Origin of the sequence: Ramlibacter sp. (genome assembly GCF_035548915.1) — a bacterium.
Taxonomy (GTDB): domain Bacteria; phylum Pseudomonadota; class Gammaproteobacteria; order Burkholderiales; family Burkholderiaceae_C; genus Ramlibacter.
In genome coordinates this window covers 107,430-126,734 of sequence record NZ_DASZSE010000054.1, presented here as the reverse complement: position 1 = coordinate 126,734, position 19,305 = coordinate 107,430, and the positions used below count along the sequence as shown (strand labels likewise).

Here is a 19,305-nt window from a genome sequence, read left to right as displayed (position 1 = left end):
GCTGTGTCCTTTTCCAGTCAGCGGCAGGCCTTCAGCGCGCTCTTCGCACCGAGGGCCGGCTTCAATTCATCGAGACGCGACCGCAGCGCGTCGTCGAGCGCGGCGAGCGTGAGCTTTTGCCCCTTCACCTCGGGATGCTCCTGCACCACCTTGGCGGTGCGCACGCCGCGCTGAGCGAGCGTGTCGAGCTGCTTCTTCGCTTCGGCTTCGCTCGCGTAGCCGCCCAGCGAGAGGCCGGGCTCCAGCGCGGGATTCGCGATCGCCTCGAACGTGATGCCCAGCTGGCGCAGCTCCGCCTTCTTGTGGGCGACGAGGTCTGCCGACGCGTACTTGCCCATGTAGACGATCCAGCGCGCGGGCTCCACCATCGGGTCGATCGAGTAGCTGCCCGCGGGCCAGCTGTCGAGCGCGGACCTGAGCGCCGCGACCTGCGAATCGTCGAGCGGCCCGGCCTGCATGCAGTCCGGCGGCCGCGCCGCCTGCACCGCCGCGTCCACGCGCTTCGCCTCGTCGGGCTTCAGGATGCGGATCGACTCGGGCTGGATCTGCTGCGCGATGCGCTGCGGCTCCGACTGCTGCGCCGGGCCGAACCCCCATGCGAGCAGCATCCCCTGCGACCACGCGAAGAACGCGGCGTTGGCCAGCAGCAGCACGAGCACGATGAGTCGCCGCATCGCCTCAGGCTCCCGGCCGCACGCTGACTTCGGAGCTGGTCACGACTCGCATGCCTTCGGCCGTGTGCACGAGCAAGCCACCCGACTCGCCCACGCCGTGGGCCGTGCCCGTCGTGCCGTCGGAGAGCACGACCGGCCGGTCGCGCAGCGCATCGCGCGCGTTGAAGCGCGACTGGAACGGCGCGAAGCCGTAGGTTTCGAATGCCTTCACCGCCTCCACGAGCGGCAAGGCGATGCGCTTCAAGGCCTCGGCGGCCGTGATGCCGGGGATCGGCTCCTGCAGCGCCGCAGGCGGCGTCGCGAGGCCCGCCTCGGGGCGCGGCAGGATGTTGATGCCCACGCCGATCACGGCGTAGCGCGGGGCGGGCGAGGACGCATCGCCCGGTGCGGCGGTTTCCACGAGGATGCCGGCGAGCTTTCGGCCGTCGAACCACAGATCGTTCGGCCACTTCAGCTGGATCGCCGGATGCAGGCTTTCGGCAATGGCCGCGCCGACGGCCAGCGAGAGCCCGGACCAGTCGGCGGGCGCGAGCGGCACGCCGAGCGAAAACGTGAGCGACTCCCCCTCGCGGCTCACCCAGCCCCGCCCGAGCCGGCCGCGCCCCGCGCGCTGGTGCTCGGCCACGAACAGCAGCGGCTCGGCCGCGACGGCGCGCGCGCGCCGCATGAGCTCGCTGTTGGTCGAATCGACCTCCGGCACGACCTCGACCCTGAACCCGGGGATGAGCGGCGCCACCGCTTGGCGCAACGCTTCGGCTGTCGAGGTGTCTGCCATTCATTTCTCCTTCAGCGGCGCCGCTTCGGCGCGAGCAAGGTGCCGCGGCAAGACTTGCTGCCGCACCAGCACGGGTACTCGGCCTTCAGCTTCTTCGTGTACGGCTCATCGATGATGAGGCCGTAGTCGTAGTTGAGCTCCTCCCCGGGGCGGATGTTGCGCAGCGCCTTGATGAAGACGCGGCCGTCTTCCTCGTCCGCCTCGCAGTTGGGCTCGCACGAATGGTTGATCCAGCGCGAGGCGTTGCCGCCCACGGCCGCGTCGATCACGCGCTTGTCGTCGACGTGGAAGTAGAAAGTGTGATTCGGGTCGTCGGGGTTCCACGGGTGGCGCTTCTGCGCCTCCTTCCAGCTGATGACCTCGCCGACGTACTCGATGATGGTCTCGCCCTCGGCGATGGGCTTCAGTGCGAAGACGCCCTTGCCGTGCACGCCGGACTTGCGGACCTGGATGCGGCGGGCGGGTTCCTTGTGGGGGGTGGCGGACATCTTGGAAAAAAGTCTGTTAATTTGAATTCGTACGCACGCGCGCGTGCGCGTACGCGCGCGAGGGAAAGGCGAGATTGTAGAGATGTCGACGAAGACACTAGTGATTGCGGAAAAACCGTCGGTGGCGCAGGACATCGTCCGTGCGCTCACGCCCGTGGCCGGGAAGTTCGAAAAGCACGACGAATACTTCGAGAGCGGCGAATACATCGTGACGAGCGCGGTGGGGCATCTGGTGGAGATACACGCCCCGGAAGAGTTCGACGTGAAGCGCGGCAAGTGGAGTTTCGCCCACCTGCCCGTGATCCCGCCGTACTTCGAGCTGAAGCCGGTGGAGAAGACCAAGTCGCGCCTGAACGCGGTGGTGAAGCTCGCCAAGCGCAAGGACGTGACGCAGCTCGTGAACGCCTGCGACGCGGGGCGCGAGGGCGAACTCATCTTTCGCCTCATCGAGCAGTTCGCAGGCGGCGCGAAAGGCTCGCTCGGCAAGCCGGTGCGGCGGCTGTGGCTGCAGTCGATGACGCCACAGGCGATCCGCGACGGCTTCGAGCAGCTTCGCACCGACCGGCAGATGGAAGGCCTCGCGCACGCGGCGCGCTCGCGCTCGGAGGCCGACTGGCTCGTGGGCATCAACGGCACGCGCGCGATGACGGCCTTCAATTCGCGCGACGGCGGCTTCTTCCTCACGACCGTCGGGCGCGTGCAGACGCCCACGCTCGCGATCGTGGTGGAGCGCGAGGAGCAGATTCGCAAGTTCGTGAGCCGCGACTACTGGGAGATTCACGCGAGCTTCCTCGCCGAGGCGGGCAGCTACCCCGGCAAGTGGTTCGATCCGAAGTGGAAGAAGGACGTCGCCACCGGGGAGGGCCCCGGTGCCTCCGAGCCCGATGCCGAAAAGCGCGCGGACCGGCTCTGGTCGGCCGAGCAGGCGCAGGCGATCGCCGATGCGGTGCGCGGCAAGCCCGCCACCGTCACCGAAGAGTCGAAGCCGACCACACAGGCTTCGCCTCTCCTCTTCGACCTCACGTCCCTGCAGCGCGAGGCCAACGGCCGCTTCGGCTATTCGGCCAAGACCACGCTTTCGCTCGCGCAGTCGCTCTACGAGCGGCACAAGGCGCTCACGTATCCCCGGACCGACTCGCGCCACCTGCCGAAGGACTACGTGAAGGTCGTGAAGGACACGATGGCGGTGCTCGCGAAGACCGGCCCCGCGCATCTCGCGCCCTTCGCGAAGGAAGCCGTGGCGAAGGACTACGTGCGGATGACGCCGCGCGTGTTCGACGACGCGAAGGTGTCGGACCACTTCGCGATCATCCCGACGCTGCAGGCGCCGCACGGTCTCTCGGAGGCCGAGCAGAAGATCTACGACCTCGTCGTGCGGCGCTTCATGGCGATCTTCTTTCCGAGCGCCGAATACCTCGTGACCACGCGCATCAGCGTGGCGGCGGGCCACAGCTTCAAGACGGAAGGCAAGGTGCTCGTGAAGCCCGGGTGGCTCGCGATCTACGGCAAGGAAGCGGCCGACGAGGTGAGCGACGCGAAGGAAGGCGACAAGGGCCAGCCGCTCGTGCCGGTGAAGCCCGGCGAGAAGGTGCTCACCGAAAGCGCCGAGCCGCGCGGCCTGAAGACGCGGCCGCCGCCGCGCTACAGCGAAGCGACGCTGCTGGGCGCGATGGAAGGCGCGGGCAAGTGGATCGAGGACGAGGAACTGCGCGAGGCGATGCACGAGAAGGGCCTGGGCACGCCCGCGACGCGCGCGGCGATCATCGAAGGCTTGATCCTCGAGCGGTATCTGCTGCGCGAGGGACGCGAGCTCATTCCCACCGCCAAGGCGTTCCAGCTCATGACGCTGCTGCGCGGCCTCGGCGTGGAAGAGCTCACCAAGCCGGAGCTCACGGGGGCCTGGGAATACAAGCTCGCTCAGATGGAGCACGGCAAGCTCTCGCGCGACGCGTTCATGCGCGAGATCGCCGAGATGACGAAGCACATCGTGAGGAAGGCGAAGGAATACGACCGCGACACGGTGCCCGGCGACTACGCGACGCTCGAGACGCCCTGCCCGAACTGCGGCGGTGTCGTGCAGGAAACGTATCGCCGCTTCAACTGCATCGGCCGCGCGCCCAAGCAGCCGCCGTGCGGTTTCTCGTTCACCAAGCTGCCGGGCGGGCGCGCGTTCGAGCTGCAGGAAGTGGAGCAGTTCCTGCGCGACAAGCGCATCGGCCCGCTGCAGGGCTTCCGCTCGAAGGCGGGCTGGCCTTTCACGGCCGAGCTCGTGCTGAAGTTCGACGAGGAAGAAAAGAACTGGAAGCTCGAATTCGACTTCGGCAACGAAGCCGACCCCGCGGAAACGGGCGAGCTGGTGGACTTCGGCGACCAGCAGCCGCTCGGCAAATGCCCGAAGTGCGGCGGCCGCGTGTTCGAGTGGGGCGCGAACTACCTGTGCGAGCGCTCGGTGCCGACGGCGCAGCATCCCGCGCCGACATGCGACTTCCGAAGCGGCAAGGTGATCCTGCAGCAGCCGGTGGAACGCGCGCAGATGGAGAAGCTTCTCGCCACCGGCAAGACCGACCTGCTCGACAAGTTCATCTCGATGCGCACGCGCCGGCCGTTCAAGGCCTATCTCGCCTGGGATGCGCAGGCCGGCAAGGTGAATTTCGAATTCGAGCCGCGTGCGTCGAAGTTCCCGCCGCGCAAGACCGCATCGGGCACCGCCGCCAAGGCGGCAGCGAAGAAATCCCCCGCCACGAAGAAAACCGCCACAGCCAAGAAATCTCCCGCACAGAAATCCGCGTCCGGCCTCAAACCCAGCCCCGAGCTGGCCGCCATCGTCGGCCCCGAGCCCATCGCCCGCACCGAAGTCATCAAGCGCCTGTGGGACTACATCAAGGAACACAAGCTGCAGGACCCGAAGGACAAGCGCACGATCAAGGGCGACGCCAAGCTGAAGAAGGTGTTCGGCAAGCCTTCGGTGACCATGTTCGAGCTGGCCGCGGTGGTGGGGCCTCACCTCAGCAAGGAGGAGTGAAGCGGGCTGCACCCCGAGCCCGTTTTGGCCGCATCATTCGGCTGCTTTCCCACCCAAGGAGAACGTCATGACATTCCGACTCGAAAGCCCCGACATCGCACCCGATTCGATGATCGACAAGCGGTTCGAATACAACGGCTTCGGCTGCAACGGCGAGAACAAGTCGCCCGTGCTGCGCTTCAGCGGCGCGCCCGCGGGCACGAAGAGTTTCGCGGTCACCTGCTACGACCCCGATGCACCCACGGGCTCGGGCTGGTGGCACTGGATGCTCGTGAACATCCCCGCCGACGTGGCCGAACTGAAGGCCGATGCCGGCAATGCGAGCGGCGCGAACCTGCCGAAAGGCGCGCAGCAGATCCGCAACGACTACGGCGAGAAGGCCTGGGGCGGCATGGCGCCGCCGCCGGGCGATCCGCCGCATCGCTACGTCTTCACTGTCTTCGCCCTCGGCACCGACCGTCTCGAGCTGCCGCCCGATGCGAGCTGCGCGCTCGCGGGGTTCATGGTGAACGCCAACTGCATCGCCAAGGCGAGCTTTACCGCGAAGTACGGCCGCCCCAAAATGTGAGGTCTCATTCAAGAGGAGACCCCGATGACGAAGAAACCGATTGCCTGCGCCGCGCTCCTGCTCGGCGCGTCGCTCACGGCCCACGCCGCCTTCAAGCTCGAAAGCCCCGACATCAAGGCGAACTCGACGATCGACCGGAAGTTCGAGTCGAACGTGTTCGGCTGCTCGGGCGAGAACAAGTCGCCCGCGCTCAAGTGGAGCGGCGCGCCGAAGGATACGAAGAGCTTCGTCGTCACCGTGTACGACCCCGATGCGCCGACGGGCTCCGGATTCTGGCACTGGTTCGTCTACAACATCCCGGCCAGCGTGATGGAACTCAAGCCCGACGCGGGCAACCAGAGCGGGGCCAACCTGCCGGCCGGCGCGAAGCAAAACCGCATCGACTACGGCTTCGCGGCCTGGGGCGGCCCCTGCCCGCCGGAGGGCGACAAGCCGCACCGCTACGTGTTCACCGTGTATGCGCTGAAGACCGACAAGCTCGACCTGCCAGCGGATGCCACCGCCGCGGTCGCGGGTTTCATGACGAACGCCAACGCCGTCGGAAAGGCCAGCTTCACTGCGAAGTACGGCCGGCCGAAGGCGAAGAAGTAGCGCCCTACGCCTTCAGCGCCCCCGCGCGGGCCAGATGCACCTGGTGCAGCGTGATCTTGCGCACCTCGGCCTGGCTCGTCTCGATGTGCGCGCGCAGCAGCATCGCGGCCTGGTCGCCGCGCTTGCGCTGAATGGCCTTCAGGATCTTCGCGTGCTCTTCGTACGTGGTGTCGATGCGCGCCTGCTGCGTGAAGTCGAGCCGCCGCAGGATGCGGATGCGCTCCGTCACGTCGCGATGCACGCGCGCCATCTCGGCGTTGCCCGCGGCCGCGACCAGCGAGCAGTGGAAGTCCTCGTCCCACTTCGCGACGCGCGCGGCGTCCCTGCTGCGCTCGGCCGTAGGCACGAGCCAGATCGCGATCAGCTGCTCCAGGAGCGCGCGGTCCACGCCCCGCCCGTCGGCGCAGATGCGCTGCGCGGCCGTGGTCTCGAGCACCATGCGAAGGTCGTAGAGCTGCTCGAACCGCTCGAAGTCGAAGGGCAGCACGCGCCAGCCGCTGCGAAAGAGCACCTCGACGAGGCCTTCCTGCTGCAGCCGGAAAAGTGCCTGGCGCACCGGCGTGCGCGAAACGCCCAGCCGCTCGCAGAGCTCGCTTTCGGTGAAGCGGTCGCCCGGCACCAGGCTGAACTCGGCCACGTCGCGCTTCAGCTGCTCGTACACCTCGTCCGCGCGCGAGCGGTGCACGTGCGGTTTGCGATTGCGCAGGGCGGGACGGGGCGCGGGCAGGGGCACGGTGCCGACTCTATCAGCGCGACGCAGCCATGGCGCCGAGCAGCTGCGCGCTGGGAGCGGTCCAGCCGACGATCGCACCCTGCGCGCGAATCATCTCGATCGCCGCGGACTTGAACTCGGGAAAGTAGCTCTCCGTGCAATCCTCCAGCAGCAGGCAGTCGTAGCCGCGGTCGTTCGCCTCGCGCATGGAAGTCTGCACGCAGACCTCGGTCGTGACGCCCATGAAGACCAGGTGCGTGATGCCGGCCTTGCGCAGCACGTCGTCCAGCGGCGTGGCGTAGAAGGCGCCCTTGCCCGGCTTGTCGATCACGAGCTCGCCCAGCTCGGGCGCGAGCGCGTCGATGATCTGGTTGCCCGGCTCGCCGGCGACGAGGATGCGGCCCATCGGTCCGGTGTCGCCGATGCGCACCTTCGGATTGCCCCGGTCGCGCTTGGCGGGCGGGCAGTCGGAGAGGTCGGGCCGGTGCGCCTCGCGCGTGTGCACGACGAGGCCGCCGCGCTCGCGCCAGGCGGCCAGCACGCGGCGGCAGGCCGGCACGATGGCGCCGAGCCGCGAGACGTCGTTGCCCAGGCTTTCGCCGAACCCGCCGGGCTCCACGAAGTCGCGCTGCATGTCGATGATCACGAGCGCGGTGCTCGCGGGCTCGAACGCGTAGGCAAACGGGGTCGCGGCCACCTCGATCATGCGTGCGCCTCCACGTGATGGCCGCCGCCCATGTGCGCGCCCAGCACGTGGCGTTCGGCTTGCGCGGCCGTCGTCTCGTGCACGATGCGTCCTTCGCTCATCACGACGATGCGGTCGGCCAGCGCGAGCAGCTCGTCGAGGTCTTCGCTGATGAGGAGCACGGCGCCGCCCGCATCGCGCACGCCGCGCAGGCGCGCGTGAATCTCCTCGACCGCGGCGAAGTCGAGGCCGAACACGGGGTTGGCCGCGATGAGCACGTTGATCTCGCCGGCCAGCTCGCGCGCGAGCACGGCGCGCTGCACGTTGCCGCCCGAAAGGCTCGCGATCGGCGCGGACTCGCCGCGCGTCTTGATGCCGTAGCTCTCGATCCATTCGCGCGCGCGCGAGCGCCACACGCCGAAGCGAAGCCGTCCGCCCCGCGCGAGCGGCGGCCGGTCGAAATCGCGCAGCGCCATGTTCTCCGCGACGCTCAGCACGCCGACGCACGCGTTGCGCAGCGGCTCCTCGGGCAGGCTCCTCACCTTGAGCCGGTGGTTCTCCTCGCGTGACGCGCGATAGGGCTCGCCCATCACCTGCACGACGCCCGCCGCGCGCTCGCGCTGGCCCACGAGCGCCTCGACCAGCTCGCGCTGGCCGTTGCCCGAGACGCCGGCCACGCCGAGGATCTCTCCGGGATGCACGACGAGACCGAGCCCGCGCACGGAGAGCGCGCCGCGGTCGCCGATCACCTGGAGACCTTCCACGGAAAGCGACGCGGACTGCGCGCGCGCGGACGGGCCGACGCGGCCCGGCGCATCCGGCACCGGCTGGCGCACGGCATGCACCTGCGAGAGGTTCTCCTCGGTGATCGCCTCTTCGGCGGCTTCGCCCACCATGTGCCGCGCAAGGAGCGCGGGGCCCGTGTAGCGCACGCTCGTGCCGTGCACGGCCTTGCCCCGGCGCAGCACCGTCACGTCGTCCGCGTACGCCATCACCTCGCGAAACTTGTGCGTGATGATGAGCACCGTGCAGAGCCCGGCGCGCGCGAATTCGCGCACGTGCGCGAGCACCTCGTCGGCTTCCTGCGGCGTGAGCACCGACGTGGGCTCGTCCAGGATCAGAAGGCGCGGCTTCAGATAGAGCTGCTTCAGCAGCTCGAGCTTTTGCTTCTCCCCGGCCGCGAGCTCCGCCGGCCTCGCATCGAGGTCGAGCCGGAACGGCGTGCCTTCCAGGAAGGCCTTCAGCTGCGCGCGCTTCGCCTTCCAGTCGATGAAGGCCGGCGCGTCGCCGCCCGCGAGCAGCAGGTTCTCCGCGACCGTCATGCCCGGCGCGAGCGTGAAGTGCTGGTACACCATGCCGATGCCCAGCGCGCGCGCGACGACTGGATTGACGATCTCGCGCTCGCGGCCGTCGGTCATGATGCCGCCGCCGTCGGGCCGATGAAAGCCCGCGATGCACTTCACGAGCGTGCTCTTGCCCGCGCCGTTCTCGCCCAGCAGCGCGTGGACCGTGCCGGGCGCGACCTTCATCGTCACGCGGTCGAGCGCGGTGAACGCGCCGAAGCGCTTCGTGAGTTCGTAGGTTTCGAGCGCCATGGCCCCGGTCGCCGCCGGCGCGAGCGCTTCGACGGGCGGCATGCTGGTCACAGCGCCTCCATCAGCGCCTGCGACGTGGCGTGCGCGCCGAACACGCCGTGCTGCATCGTGATCATCTTCAAGGCGGCCTCGTGATTGCCGCGGTCGGTCGCCGCCGTGCAGTCCGAGAGCATCAGGCACTCGAAGCCGCGGTCGTTGGCTTCGCGCATCGTCGTGTGCACGCACACGTCGGTCGTGATGCCCGCGAGCACGAGATTGACGATGCCCCGCGTGCGCAGGATCAGCTCGAGATCCGTCGCGCAAAAGGACCCCTTGCCCGGCTTGTCGATGACGACTTCGCCCGCGAGGGGCGCGAGCTCGGGGATGATTTCCCAGCCCGGCTCGCCGCGCACGAGGATGCGCCCGCACGGGCCGGCGTCTCCGATGCCGATGCCGCCCGTGCCGATCTGCCGCGACCGCCAGCGCTTGTTGGCGGGCAGGTCCGAGAGATCCGGGCGATGGCCTTCTCGCGTATGCATCACGAAGTAGCCCGCCTTGCGCATCGCGGCCATCGTCTTTCGGAGCGGCTCGATCGGCGCTCGCGTGAGCGAGATGTCGTAGCCCATCGCATCCACGTAGCCGCCGTGTCCGCAGAAGTCGGTCTGCATGTCGATCACGACGAGCGCCGTGTTGTCGGGCTGCATGTCGCCGTTGTACGGCCACGCGTACGGATGGGCGTCGACGAATCGTTCCATTGGTCACCTCGAGGAAAGTTCGCCCGGGCTGCCCGCCGCGAGCCGGCCCGGCTTGCAGCTCGCGACGAGAATCGCGAGCGTGAGCACGTAGGGCACGATGTTGAAGAGGTGGTAGCCCCAGGAGATGCCCACCGACTGCAGCGCGGGGCCGATCGCGCCCGCGCCGCCGAAAAGGAGAGCCGCCGTCACGCAGCGCAGCGGACTCCAGCGCGCGAAGATCACGAGCGCCACCGCGATCAGGCCCTGCCCGCTGGAGATGCCTTCGCTCCAGCTGCCGGGATAAAAGAGGGTGAGACAGGCTCCTCCCAGCCCCGCGATCATTCCGCCCGCGCTCGTGGCGGCAATGCGGATGCCCGAGACCGAGTAGCCGAGCGCGCGCGTCGCATCCGCCGAGTCCCCCGCCATGCGCACGAGCAGGCCCGCGCGCGTGTTCGCGAAGGCCCACCACAGCGCCACCGCGAGCAGCACGCCGAGCGGCACGAGCGGGTTGATCTGCAGCGCGGCCCTGATGGCGGGCGAGCTGCTCCAGAATCCGAAGTCCAGAGGCGCCAGTTGCGGCGCCTGCGGCTGGATCAGCGGCTTGCCGAGATAGAACGCGAGCCCCGTGCCGAGCAGCATGAGCGCGATGCCCGTGGCGATGTCGTTCACGCGCGGCAGCGAGCAGATGATTCCGTGCAGGGCGGCGAGTAATGCCCCCGCGGCCATCCCCGCGAGCACGCCGGCCCACACCGAGCCGCTCCAGTACGCGCCGCCGAAAGCCGACATCGCCGAGAGCACGAGCACGCCCTCGAGTCCGAGGTTGATGCGGCCCGCCTTTTCCGTGACGCATTCGCCGAGGGAAACGAAAAGGAAGGGCGCACCCACCCGCAACGCGCCGCCCACGATGCCGAAGAGCACGGCCACGATCTGATCGCCGCTCACGCCTGGGCCTCCTTGCGGTTGCCCTGCGGCCGGATCGCGGGCAGCGGGCTCTTCAGCTTCGCCCACACCACGCTCCAGTCGACGTCGCGCAGCGCCTCGCTCGCGAGGATCAGCACGAACGAGATGCCTTGCAGCACGAGCACCGACGCATCGGGCAAGCCGAGCCTGCGCTGCAGGAGGCTGCCGGCCGCGCCGAAGCCGCCGAAGAGGATCGCCACCGGGACGATCGCAAGCGGTTGCTGCCGCGCCATGAACGCCACGAGGATGCCCGCGTAGCCGTAGCCCGCGATGAGGGATGCATTCGCATTGGTGTGGACCGCCGCGACTTCGATCGCGCCGGCGAGTCCCGCGGCCGCGCCGCCGAGCGCGCAGGCGGCGAGGATCAGCCGCCCGGCCGGCAAGCCGACCAGCTGCGCCGCGCGCAGGTTGCCGCCCACCACGCGCACCGCGAACCCCGAAGGCGTCCAGCGCAGCCAGAGCGCCGAGGCGATGCACGCCGCGACGCCGCACACGAAGCCCCAGTGCACGTCCGAGCCGAGGATGCCGCCGATGCGCATGCTCTCGGCGAGCGCGTGCGTCGAGGGCTTGTTGAGCGACGACGGATCGCGCAGCGGGCCTTCCACCAGATGCTTGAAAAGGCCGATGGCCACGTAGGCGAGCAGCAGGCTCGCGATCGTCTCGTTCACGCCGCGCCGCTGCCGCAGCCACCCGGCGAGCATGATCCACGCGCCGCCGACGAGAGCGCCCGCGAGGCAGACGATCGCGGTGCCCGCGAGGCCCGCGCCCGCGGGCAGCAATTGCGCGGCGGCGGCGCAGGCGAGCCCGCCCAGCACGAGCGCGCCTTCGCCGCCGATGATGACGAGACCCGAGCGCGCGGGAATCGCCACGCACAGCGCCGTGAGCATGAGAGGCGCCGCACGCTGCAGCGTGTTCTGCCACGAGAACCAGTCGCCGAACGCGCCCTTGAAAAGAATCAGCCACGCCTCGAGCGGGCTCGCGCCCGCGAGCGCGACGAACCCGCCGAAGAGGATCAGCGCGACCACGATGGCGGCCGAGGAGAGAGCGAAGCTGCGCATGCGGCTTGTGCGTCATCCCCGCGGGGACGACTTCTCGTTGTCTTCAGGCAGCGCTGCCGATCACGCCTTCGACCAGGTAATTCATCTTCTCCAGCTCGAGGTCGGTTTGCTTGTGCGTGGTGCCGGCGGGGATCACCGTCGCGCCCTTGTTGTCCTTCAGCGGGCCCTTGAAGATGTCGAACTTGCCCGCGAGCATCGCGGCCTTCACGCCGTCGGTCGTCTTCTTCGCCGCGTCGCTCACGGCGGGGCCGTAGGGAGATGGCTTGACGAATCCCTCCTTCAGCCCGCCGCGCACGAAATTGGGATGCGGCTTGCCGTTGCGCGCCGCGTCGATGAACGTGTTGTACGCGGTGAGCCAGTTCCATTCGGCGCCGGTGAGATAGGCCTGCGGCGCGAGCTTGGCCTGGCTCGCGTGGTAGCCGCACACCATCTTGCCGCGCCTGGCGGCGGTCTCCACGATCACCTTGGGTCCGTCCACGTGCATCGTGAACACGTCCACGCCCTGGTCGGCGAGGCTGTTCGTCGCTTCGGCTTCCTTCACGGGCAGCGACCAGTCGCCCGTGAAGATCACCTGCGTCGTCGCCTTCGGGTTCACCGAGCGCGCGCCCATCGTGAAGGCGTTGATGTTGCGCAGCACCTGCGGGATCGGCTTGGCGGCGATGAAGCCGAGCTTGCCGCTTTTCGTCATGTGCCCCGCGACGACGCCGTTCAGGTACTGGCACTCGTCGATGTAGCCGAAGTAGCTCGCCGCGTTCTTCGGATGCTTGCCCTCGGTCCAGAGGCCGCCGCAATGCGCGAAGCGCACGTCCGGATACTTGGCCGCCATCGCGAGTACGTGCGGATCGAAGTAGCCGAAGGACGTCGGAAAGAGCAGCGTCGCGCCGTCTTGCCGGATCATGCCTTCCATCGTCTTTTGCACGGCGGCGGTCTCGGGCACGTTCTCTTCCTCGACGACCTTGATGCCCGCCACCTTCTTCAGCTGCGCGGCGGCCTCGGCCTGCGCCTGGTTGTAGCCGTAGTCGTCGCGCGGGCCGACGTAGATCACGCCGATCGTGATGGGCTTGGCTTGCGCGAACGCGAACGGCGCGCTCGATGCGGCCCCGAGAGCGGCAAGCGTCTTCAGGGTGTCGCGGCGGTTGAACTGCAGGCTCATGGTTTTCTCCTCAGAGCGGTTGGCGAAACGAAAGCAGGATTCATGCAAGAAGCGATACGTGTGCGGCGACGACGCGCCATCCGTCGGACGTGCGCAGCCAGGTCTGGCTCTGGCGACCCGTGCGGCCGCCGCGCCGGAATTCGACGTTGGCCGTGGCGAAGTCGCGGCCGTAGGTCGTGATGACCTTCTTCACGATCTCGCGCGCGAGCCCCGTCGCGGGGCGCGCCGCGCGGAACGCGGCGATGGCGTCGTAGCCGTACAGGTTCTCCGTCGCGCCGTAGCGCAGCGTGTGCGGGCTCGCCCAGAACAGCTCGTCGAGCGCGGCGACGTCGTTGGTGACGAGCGCGTGTTCGTAGCGGTCGAACACGCTGCTCACTTCCTCGAGCACGTCCGGCCGGTTGATTTCCATATGGTTCACAGGTGCGCCGCTCCCGACTGTTCCAGCACGCGCGCCGCGCGCAGCGCGATGTCTTCGCGCCAGGCAGCGGCAATGAGCTGCACGCCGATGGGCAGGCCGCCCGTGCTCTGCGGCCACATCGGCGCGGCGACCACGGGGCAACCCGCGAACGAGATGGGCTGCGTGAGCAGGCCCATCGCGGGGCGGCAGGGCTGCCGCGAGCCGTTGATGTCGAGCCACTCCGTGCCGAGGGTCGGCGCGTGCACGGGCGTCGCAGGCGCGATCAGAAGATCCCACTTCGAGAAGAGCGCATGGATCTTCTCGCGATGGACGCGCCGGAAGCACTGCGCGTTCAGGTACCACGAGGCGGGTTCCAGCGCGCCCGCGATGAAGCGATCCACCGAGAGCGGCTCGAAATCGCCGGCCCGCGTGCGCAGGTCCTGCAGGTGCAGACTGCCGCCTTCCGCGGCTGTCACGATGAATGCCGCGGCACGACCGAGCGCGGCGTCGGGCCAGGCCACCTCTTCGCTCGCCCCGAGGGTCGACGCCGCCGCCGCCACGGCCGCGCGCGCGGGTGCCGTCGCGTTGTCCTGGAAATACCCGCCCAGGATGCCGATGCGCAAGCCCGCGATGCCGCGTTCGAGCAGATGATGCACCGGCTGCGAGCGCAGCGCATGGCACCCGGGGTCGAGCGGGTCGGGCCCCTGCAGCGCGTCGTAGGAAAGCGCGAGCAGCCGCACGCTCGCGGCAAGCGGTCCCAGGTGGTCGAGGCTGTGCACGAACGGATAGCTGCCGCGCCGCGAAAGGCGCCCGAAGGTGGGCTTCAGGCCCCACACACCGCAAAGCGAAGCGGGGACGCGAATCGAGCCGTTCGTGTCGGAGCCGAGCGTGAGCGGGACCTCGCCCGCCGCGACCGCGGCGCCGCTGCCGCCGGAAGAGCCGCCCGCGGTGCGCGACGTATCGTGCGGATTGCGGGTCGGCCCGTAGTGTGTGTTCTCCGTGGTGAAGCCGTAGGCGTACTCGTCCATGTTGAGCGCGCCCACGAGCACCGCGCCCGCAGCCTTCATCCGCTGCACGAGAACGGCGTCTTCGCGCGCGGGCGAGTGGCCCCGGTTGATCTTCGAGCCGGCAAGCGTCGTCACGCCTTCGATGTCGAAGAGGTTCTTCACCGCGTAGGGCACTCCCGCGAGCGGGCCGAGGCGTTCGCCCGCCGCGCGCCGCGCATCGACCGCATCGGCTTCGCGCCGCGCGCGCGCGAACGTGTGCTCGGTGAACGCGTTGATGCGCGCATCCGTCGACTCGACGCGCGCGATGGCGGCTTCGCAGACCTCGCGCGCGCTCGCCTCGCCGCCAGCGACGGCGTCGATCAGGCGCTCGGCCGCCGTCACGGCGCGTCCTCCGTCGGGAAGGGCGCCGGGCAATAGATTTCGGCGGGCTCGTTCGAGGAATGGGACGAGGACGATTCGAGCAGCCGCGCCATCGCCGCCGTGCGCGAGAGGTGCAACGCGACCTCCCGGACATGCGTGTCGTCGAGCGCGATGCCGGCGAGCGTCGCAGCCGCGCGCACGTACTCGATGAGCGAGCGCTCTTCCATGCGTCAGCGCCTCACTTCGCGCTGGAAGACTTCCAGGCTGCGCTTCTTGGTGGCGACGAAGCCCGCATCGGAGAGCGTCTCAACGGTGCGCGGGCGCGCTTCGCCGTAAGCGAGGATTTCGGCGATCTTCGTCGGCCGCTTCGTAAGCAGCAGCACCTGATCGGCGAGATACACCGCCTCCTCGAGGTCGTGCGACACGAGCAGCATGGTCGTGCCGGTGTGCATGAACACTTCCTGCAGCTTCTCGCGGATGAAAAGCGTCATCTCGAAATCGAGCGCGGAAAACGGCTCGTCCAGGAACAGCACCTCGGGGCCGTTCGCGAGCGCGCGCATGATCGAGGCGGTCTGCTGCTGGCCGCCCGACAGCTCGTAGGGGAACCGGTTGAGATCGAACTTCACGTCGAACGACGCGACGAGTTCCTGCATGCGCCGGTCGACTTCGGCCTTCGAGCGTCCCTCCAGCCGCAGCGGATACGCGATGTTGTCGATCGTGCGCATCCACGGAAAGAGCGCCTCGCGGTAGTTCTGGAAGACGTAGCCGATCTTCGTCTCCTTCAGCGACTTGCCGTCGAAGAGGATCTCGCCCGAGTCGATCGGGATCAGCCCCGCGATCATGTTGATGAGCGTGGACTTGCCGCATCCGTTCGGGCCGAACACCGACACGATGCGGTTCTTCGGGATGTCGAGGTCGAAGTTCTCGTAAAGCGGCCAGCCCGCGAAGTGCTTCGTGAGGCCGCGGATGGTGATCTCGGTGCCCGGCGGGCCCGGCTCGAACGCGCGCTTCGGCACGTCGGGGTAGGGCTCGATGGGAACGTTCAGGACGGCGTTCATCTTCCGCTCCAGTGCACGATGCGCCGCTCGGCGACGAGGAAGAGCACATTGAGCGCATAGCCGAGCGCGCCCGCCGCGAGGATCGCCGCGTACATGCTCCTCACGTTCAACACCTGCTGCGCGTCGATGATCCGGTGGCCCAGGCCGTTCTCGGAGCCGATGAACATCTCGGCCACGATCACGATCACGAGCGCCATCGACACGGCCGAGCGCAGGCCCACGAAGGAGGGCTGCAGGCTTTCCCAGAACAGCACGTCGCGAAACGTCTGCCAGCGCGTCGCGCCCATCACCTTCGCGGCCATCACGCGCTGCTTGCGCGCGTTCATCACGCCGTAGGCGCTGTTGAAGACGACGATCAGAAACGCGCCGAACGCGGCGATGGCCACCTTGTTGATGTCAGACACGCCGAAGATGAGGAGAAAGAGGGGGATCAGCGCGGAAGAGGGCGTGGAGCGGAAGAAGTCGATCAGGAACTCGAGACTGCGGTAGGCGCGTTCGGTGCTGCCGAGCGCGATGCCGAGCGGCATGCCCGCGGCCGCCGCGATCGCGAAAGCTTCCAGCGTGCGCTTGACCGTCACGGCGAAGTCACCGAGGAGGGCGCCGCCCAGGAGGCCGCTCACGAGCGTTTCGACCGTGGCCGCGGGCGGCGGCAAAAGGATCGGCTTGATGAGCCCGAAGCGCACCACCAGGTCCCACACGACGAAAAGCAGGAGCGGTCCGAGCGCGGGCAGCGCGCGCGAGAGGTGTTTCGCGTTCATGCTTTGTAGAGCAGGTCGGCGACGGGCACCTTGCGGCTGAAGATGCCCTTTTCCGTGAAGAGATCGAAGAAGCGCTGGAAGTAGGCGATGTCGCTCGGCCTGAAGTCGCTCGAGAAGAGGTAGTCCGACATCGGCACTTCCGCCGTGAGCGGGCCTTCGATGGCGGTGTAGCCCTTCAGGTGCGGACGCGCCTCGTCCGGCTTCGCGCGCACCAGATCGACGCCGCGCTTGTAGGCGGCGATGAACTTCTTCGCGACGTCGGGATGCTTCGCGATGAAGTCGCTCGTGAGGGTCGCCGAGCCGCCGTGCCACGGCGCCATCGGGTCGCCCAGCACGTACTTCGCGATCACGCCGACTTCGAGCGTGCGGGTGGTCCCGTTGAGCCGCCCGACCGTGCCGGTGGGCTCGAGCGTGTAGGCGGCGTCGACCTGTCCGGCGGCCACGGCCGCGACATGCTGGCCGATCGGCAGTTCGGTGACGCTGATGGCGCCGGCGCCGCCGCGCTCGAGCACCGTCTTCGCGAGCACGACGTTCTGCACGCCCGGGCCCGACGCGACGCGCTTGCCCTTCAGGTCCGCCATCGACTTGATCGGGCTCTCCTTCGCGACGATGAATTCGTCCAGCACGTATTTCGCGTTGGTCGGATTGGTGCAGAAGATCTTGAAGAGGCCCGGCTGCGCGATCTCGCCGATGGCGAGCACCGCGGATGCGGTGCCGTTCGAGCTGCCCTCGGCACGGCCGGAGAGCATCGCCTCCATCACCTGCTGCGCGCTCGCGAACTTGAGCGCCTCGACATCGAGGCCCGCTTCCTTGAAGTAGCCCTTGTCGACGGCGGCGAAGAAGGGCAGGCCCGACGCGACAGGCCAGAAGCCGATGCGGATCTTCGGCGTGGCCTGCGCTCGCGCGCGCGGCAGCGCGGCGAGTCCGAGCACGGTGGCCGCCATGGCGCCTTGCAGGAGTCTGCGGCGGCCGGGGACGCGAGCGGTCGGGATGTTCATGGCGAGTTCCTTTCGAGGTTCATGGCTGCAAGCGATGCGATGTGGTTGCGCCAGCCGCCGCTCGCGGAGATGTCCTGCGCGCCGTCGGTGGCGAGTTGTTCGCACAGGAAGCCCTGCACGCCGCTGCCGTCGGCGAGCTTCAGGGTGCCGATGGCGAGTGGCGAGGGCACCATCGCGACGAACGATCCGTACTGCGCGAGCGGCACGCGCCACACTTCGATCGCGATCGCGTGGCCGCGGCCGGGCGCCACGCGCACGAGTCCGGGCTTGGGCGGCACCGTGCCCGGCAGCGCGTAGAGGCGGTAGTCGGGCGCGGTGCGGTCTTCGCGCACGAAAGTGGCGCCACGCCCGGTGAGCTGGGCGTTGAGCGGCATGCCGCGCAGATGGGCGCCGACGACGGCCAGGTCCACCGAATCCCGCGCGCTCGAGAGCCCGGGGATCGGCTGCATCGGCGGCAGCGGTTTGCCTGTCGCGCCCTGCATGAGCGCGGTGGCGTGGTGGTAGCGTTGCCCGAGCTCGGCGAGCTGCCAGTCGCTGCCGCACGGCGCGACGAGCGTGATGCCGAACGGCAGGCCGTCGGGGCGCATGCTGCTCGGCACGGAGAGCGCGGCGCAATCGAGCAGGTTCACGAAGTTGGTGTGCGCGCCGAGGTTGCGATTCAACGCGACCGGGTCGGCCTGCATCTGCGCGATGGTGTAGTGCGTGGGCGCGGTCGGCAGCACCAGCACGTCGATCGCCTCCCACATCGGCGCCGCGCGCTGCGCGATCGCGTGCAGCCGCACCTGCGCGTCGCACCAGTCGGCCGCGCTGTAACGCCGCCCGCTTGCGATGATGCTTCGCACCGGCTCGATCACTTCCGCTTCGTGCGCGTCGAAGAATTCGCGCACCGCGGCGTAGCGTTCGGCCACCAGCGCGCTTCCGTACAGCATGGAAGCGGCCTCGGCGAGCGGCTCGTAGTCGATCGTGACCGGCGTGCCGCCCAGGCCGCGCAGACGCTCGACGGCCAGCGCGAACGCCGCTTTCTGCACCTCGTCGCCCTGGAAGTCGAGCGCATCGGGCACGCCGAAGCGAAAGCTCGCCGCCCACGGCGACGCGGCCAGAGCGATGCGGCGCGAATAGGGGTCCTGCGCGTCGGGGCCCGCTACCACCTGCAGCACCTGCGAAGCGAGGCCGACCGTGCGCGCGAAGATCGCGACGCAGTCCACGCTCTGCGCGGCGGGCACGACGCCATGCGCGCTCACGAGTCCGCGCGAGGGCTTCAGGCCGACGATGTTGTTCAGCCCCGCGGGCACGCGGCCGGAGCCCGCGGTGTCGGTACCGAGCGCGAAATCGACCTCGCCGCTCGCGACGACGAAGGCCGAGCCGGAGCTCGAGCCGCCGCCGATGAAGGCCGCATCGAACGCATTGGGCACCGCGCCGTAGGGCGAACGCGTTCCGTTCAGGCCGCAGGCGAACTGATCGAGATTGGTCTTGCCCGCAAATCGCGCACCAGCTTCGAGCAGCTTGCGCACTACGGTAGCGTGGGCCGTCGCACGCCGCGCGAACGCGGGGCAACCCGCCGTGGTCTCGAAGCCGGCAACGTCGATGTTGTCTTTGACGGCGAACGAGAGCCCCGCGAGCGGGCCTTCACGATCCGTCGGGATCGGGCCGTCGGGCTTCGAGATCCACGCATTCGCGCTTTGCACCATCACTGAGCATCCCACCTTGAATACAAGATGTGATGCAAAGGCCGT

20 protein-coding genes are annotated in these 19,305 nt (G+C 68.8%); 3 read left to right on the top strand and 17 right to left on the bottom strand.

What is annotated here, in order from left to right; all coding sequences use genetic code 11:
• Positions 1-17 precede the first annotated feature (17 nt).
• The 3 genes from VHA82_RS24695 to VHA82_RS24685 are packed head-to-tail and all read right to left on the bottom strand — an operon-like array spanning position 18 to position 1,937.
• Positions 18-674 (bottom strand): SPOR domain-containing protein, encoded by a 657-nt coding sequence (locus tag VHA82_RS24695; RefSeq protein ID WP_325548286.1) that lies wholly within the window; start codon positions 672-674, stop codon positions 18-20.
• A gap of 4 nt (positions 675-678) precedes the next feature.
• Positions 679-1,449 (bottom strand): biotin--[acetyl-CoA-carboxylase] ligase, encoded by a 771-nt coding sequence (locus VHA82_RS24690; RefSeq protein WP_325548284.1) that lies wholly within the window; start codon positions 1,447-1,449, stop codon positions 679-681.
• An 11-nt stretch (positions 1,450-1,460) separates the two neighbouring features.
• On the bottom strand, positions 1,461-1,937 hold the full coding sequence (locus VHA82_RS24685; protein ID WP_325548281.1) for an SET domain-containing protein: 477 nt from the start codon (positions 1,935-1,937) through the stop codon (positions 1,461-1,463).
• 82 nt (positions 1,938-2,019) lie between these two features.
• Here VHA82_RS24685 and VHA82_RS24680 point away from each other — a divergent pair, with 82 nt between their 5' ends.
• The 3 genes from VHA82_RS24680 to VHA82_RS24670 all read left to right on the top strand — a co-directional run bounded on the left by VHA82_RS24680 (position 2,020) and on the right by VHA82_RS24670 (position 6,118).
• A complete protein-coding gene (locus VHA82_RS24680; RefSeq protein ID WP_325548279.1) occupies positions 2,020-4,959 on the top strand; it encodes a DNA topoisomerase III in 2,940 nt (979 codons plus the stop codon).
• A gap of 67 nt (positions 4,960-5,026) precedes the next feature.
• Complete coding sequence (locus VHA82_RS24675; RefSeq protein WP_325548277.1) at positions 5,027-5,527, top strand: YbhB/YbcL family Raf kinase inhibitor-like protein; 501 nt, start codon at positions 5,027-5,029, stop codon at positions 5,525-5,527.
• Between the two features lie 24 nt (positions 5,528-5,551).
• Positions 5,552-6,118 carry a YbhB/YbcL family Raf kinase inhibitor-like protein gene (locus VHA82_RS24670; protein ID WP_325548274.1) on the top strand — a complete coding sequence of 189 codons (567 nt, stop codon included), beginning with the start codon at positions 5,552-5,554 and terminating at the stop codon, positions 6,116-6,118.
• A gap of 4 nt (positions 6,119-6,122) precedes the next feature.
• Here VHA82_RS24670 and VHA82_RS24665 read toward each other — a convergent pair whose 3' ends face one another.
• Genes VHA82_RS24665 through atzF form a run of 14 tightly spaced genes read right to left on the bottom strand, consistent with a single transcriptional unit; the run spans position 6,123 to position 19,260 of the window.
• The gene (locus VHA82_RS24665; protein ID WP_325548526.1) at positions 6,123-6,845 is read right to left on the bottom strand and encodes a GntR family transcriptional regulator; all 723 of its coding nucleotides are present in this window, start codon (positions 6,843-6,845) and stop codon (positions 6,123-6,125) included.
• A gap of 19 nt (positions 6,846-6,864) precedes the next feature.
• The gene (locus VHA82_RS24660) at positions 6,865-7,536 is read right to left on the bottom strand and encodes a cysteine hydrolase (RefSeq protein ID WP_325548271.1); all 672 of its coding nucleotides are present in this window, start codon (positions 7,534-7,536) and stop codon (positions 6,865-6,867) included.
• The gene (locus tag VHA82_RS24655) at positions 7,533-9,152 is read right to left on the bottom strand and encodes an ABC transporter ATP-binding protein (RefSeq protein ID WP_325548269.1); all 1,620 of its coding nucleotides are present in this window, start codon (positions 9,150-9,152) and stop codon (positions 7,533-7,535) included. Before VHA82_RS24655 ends, VHA82_RS24660 begins: the two co-directional genes overlap by 4 nt.
• A 5-nt stretch (positions 9,153-9,157) precedes the next feature.
• Positions 9,158-9,844 (bottom strand): isochorismatase family cysteine hydrolase, encoded by a 687-nt coding sequence (locus VHA82_RS24650; protein ID WP_325548267.1) that lies wholly within the window; start codon positions 9,842-9,844, stop codon positions 9,158-9,160.
• 3 nt (positions 9,845-9,847) lie between these two features.
• Positions 9,848-10,765: an ABC transporter permease gene (locus VHA82_RS24645; RefSeq protein ID WP_325548264.1), complete on the bottom strand. Its 918-nt coding sequence runs from the start codon at positions 10,763-10,765 to the stop codon at positions 9,848-9,850.
• Positions 10,762-11,841, bottom strand: a complete 1,080-nt coding sequence (locus VHA82_RS24640) for an ABC transporter permease (RefSeq protein ID WP_325548261.1) — start codon at positions 11,839-11,841, stop codon at positions 10,762-10,764. The genes VHA82_RS24645 and VHA82_RS24640 overlap by 4 nt, the downstream gene beginning before the upstream one ends.
• 43 nt (positions 11,842-11,884) lie before the next feature.
• Positions 11,885-12,994, bottom strand: coding sequence for a BMP family ABC transporter substrate-binding protein (locus VHA82_RS24635; RefSeq protein WP_325548259.1), 1,110 nt, complete (start codon positions 12,992-12,994; stop codon positions 11,885-11,887).
• A 40-nt stretch (positions 12,995-13,034) separates the two neighbouring features.
• A complete protein-coding gene (gene hpxZ / locus VHA82_RS24630; protein WP_325548523.1) occupies positions 13,035-13,403 on the bottom strand; it encodes an oxalurate catabolism protein HpxZ in 369 nt (122 codons plus the stop codon).
• A gap of 5 nt (positions 13,404-13,408) precedes the next feature.
• Positions 13,409-14,779 carry an AtzE family amidohydrolase gene (locus VHA82_RS24625; protein WP_325548256.1) on the bottom strand — a complete coding sequence of 457 codons (1,371 nt, stop codon included), beginning with the start codon at positions 14,777-14,779 and terminating at the stop codon, positions 13,409-13,411.
• Positions 14,776-14,985 carry an AtzG-like protein gene (locus VHA82_RS24620; RefSeq protein WP_325548253.1) on the bottom strand — a complete coding sequence of 70 codons (210 nt, stop codon included), beginning with the start codon at positions 14,983-14,985 and terminating at the stop codon, positions 14,776-14,778. The genes VHA82_RS24625 and VHA82_RS24620 overlap by 4 nt, the downstream gene beginning before the upstream one ends.
• A 3-nt stretch (positions 14,986-14,988) precedes the next feature.
• Complete coding sequence (locus VHA82_RS24615) at positions 14,989-15,816, bottom strand: ABC transporter ATP-binding protein (protein ID WP_325548251.1); 828 nt, start codon at positions 15,814-15,816, stop codon at positions 14,989-14,991.
• Positions 15,813-16,574, bottom strand: coding sequence for an ABC transporter permease (locus VHA82_RS24610; RefSeq protein WP_325548248.1), 762 nt, complete (start codon positions 16,572-16,574; stop codon positions 15,813-15,815). Before VHA82_RS24610 ends, VHA82_RS24615 begins: the two co-directional genes overlap by 4 nt.
• Complete coding sequence (locus VHA82_RS24605) at positions 16,571-17,572, bottom strand: ABC transporter substrate-binding protein (protein WP_325548246.1); 1,002 nt, start codon at positions 17,570-17,572, stop codon at positions 16,571-16,573. The genes VHA82_RS24610 and VHA82_RS24605 overlap by 4 nt, the downstream gene beginning before the upstream one ends.
• Entirely contained in the window at positions 17,569-19,260 is a 1,692-nt protein-coding gene (gene atzF, locus VHA82_RS24600; protein ID WP_325548243.1) for an allophanate hydrolase, read from the bottom strand. The genes VHA82_RS24605 and atzF overlap by 4 nt, the downstream gene beginning before the upstream one ends.
• Between the last annotated feature and the right edge of the window lie 45 nt (positions 19,261-19,305).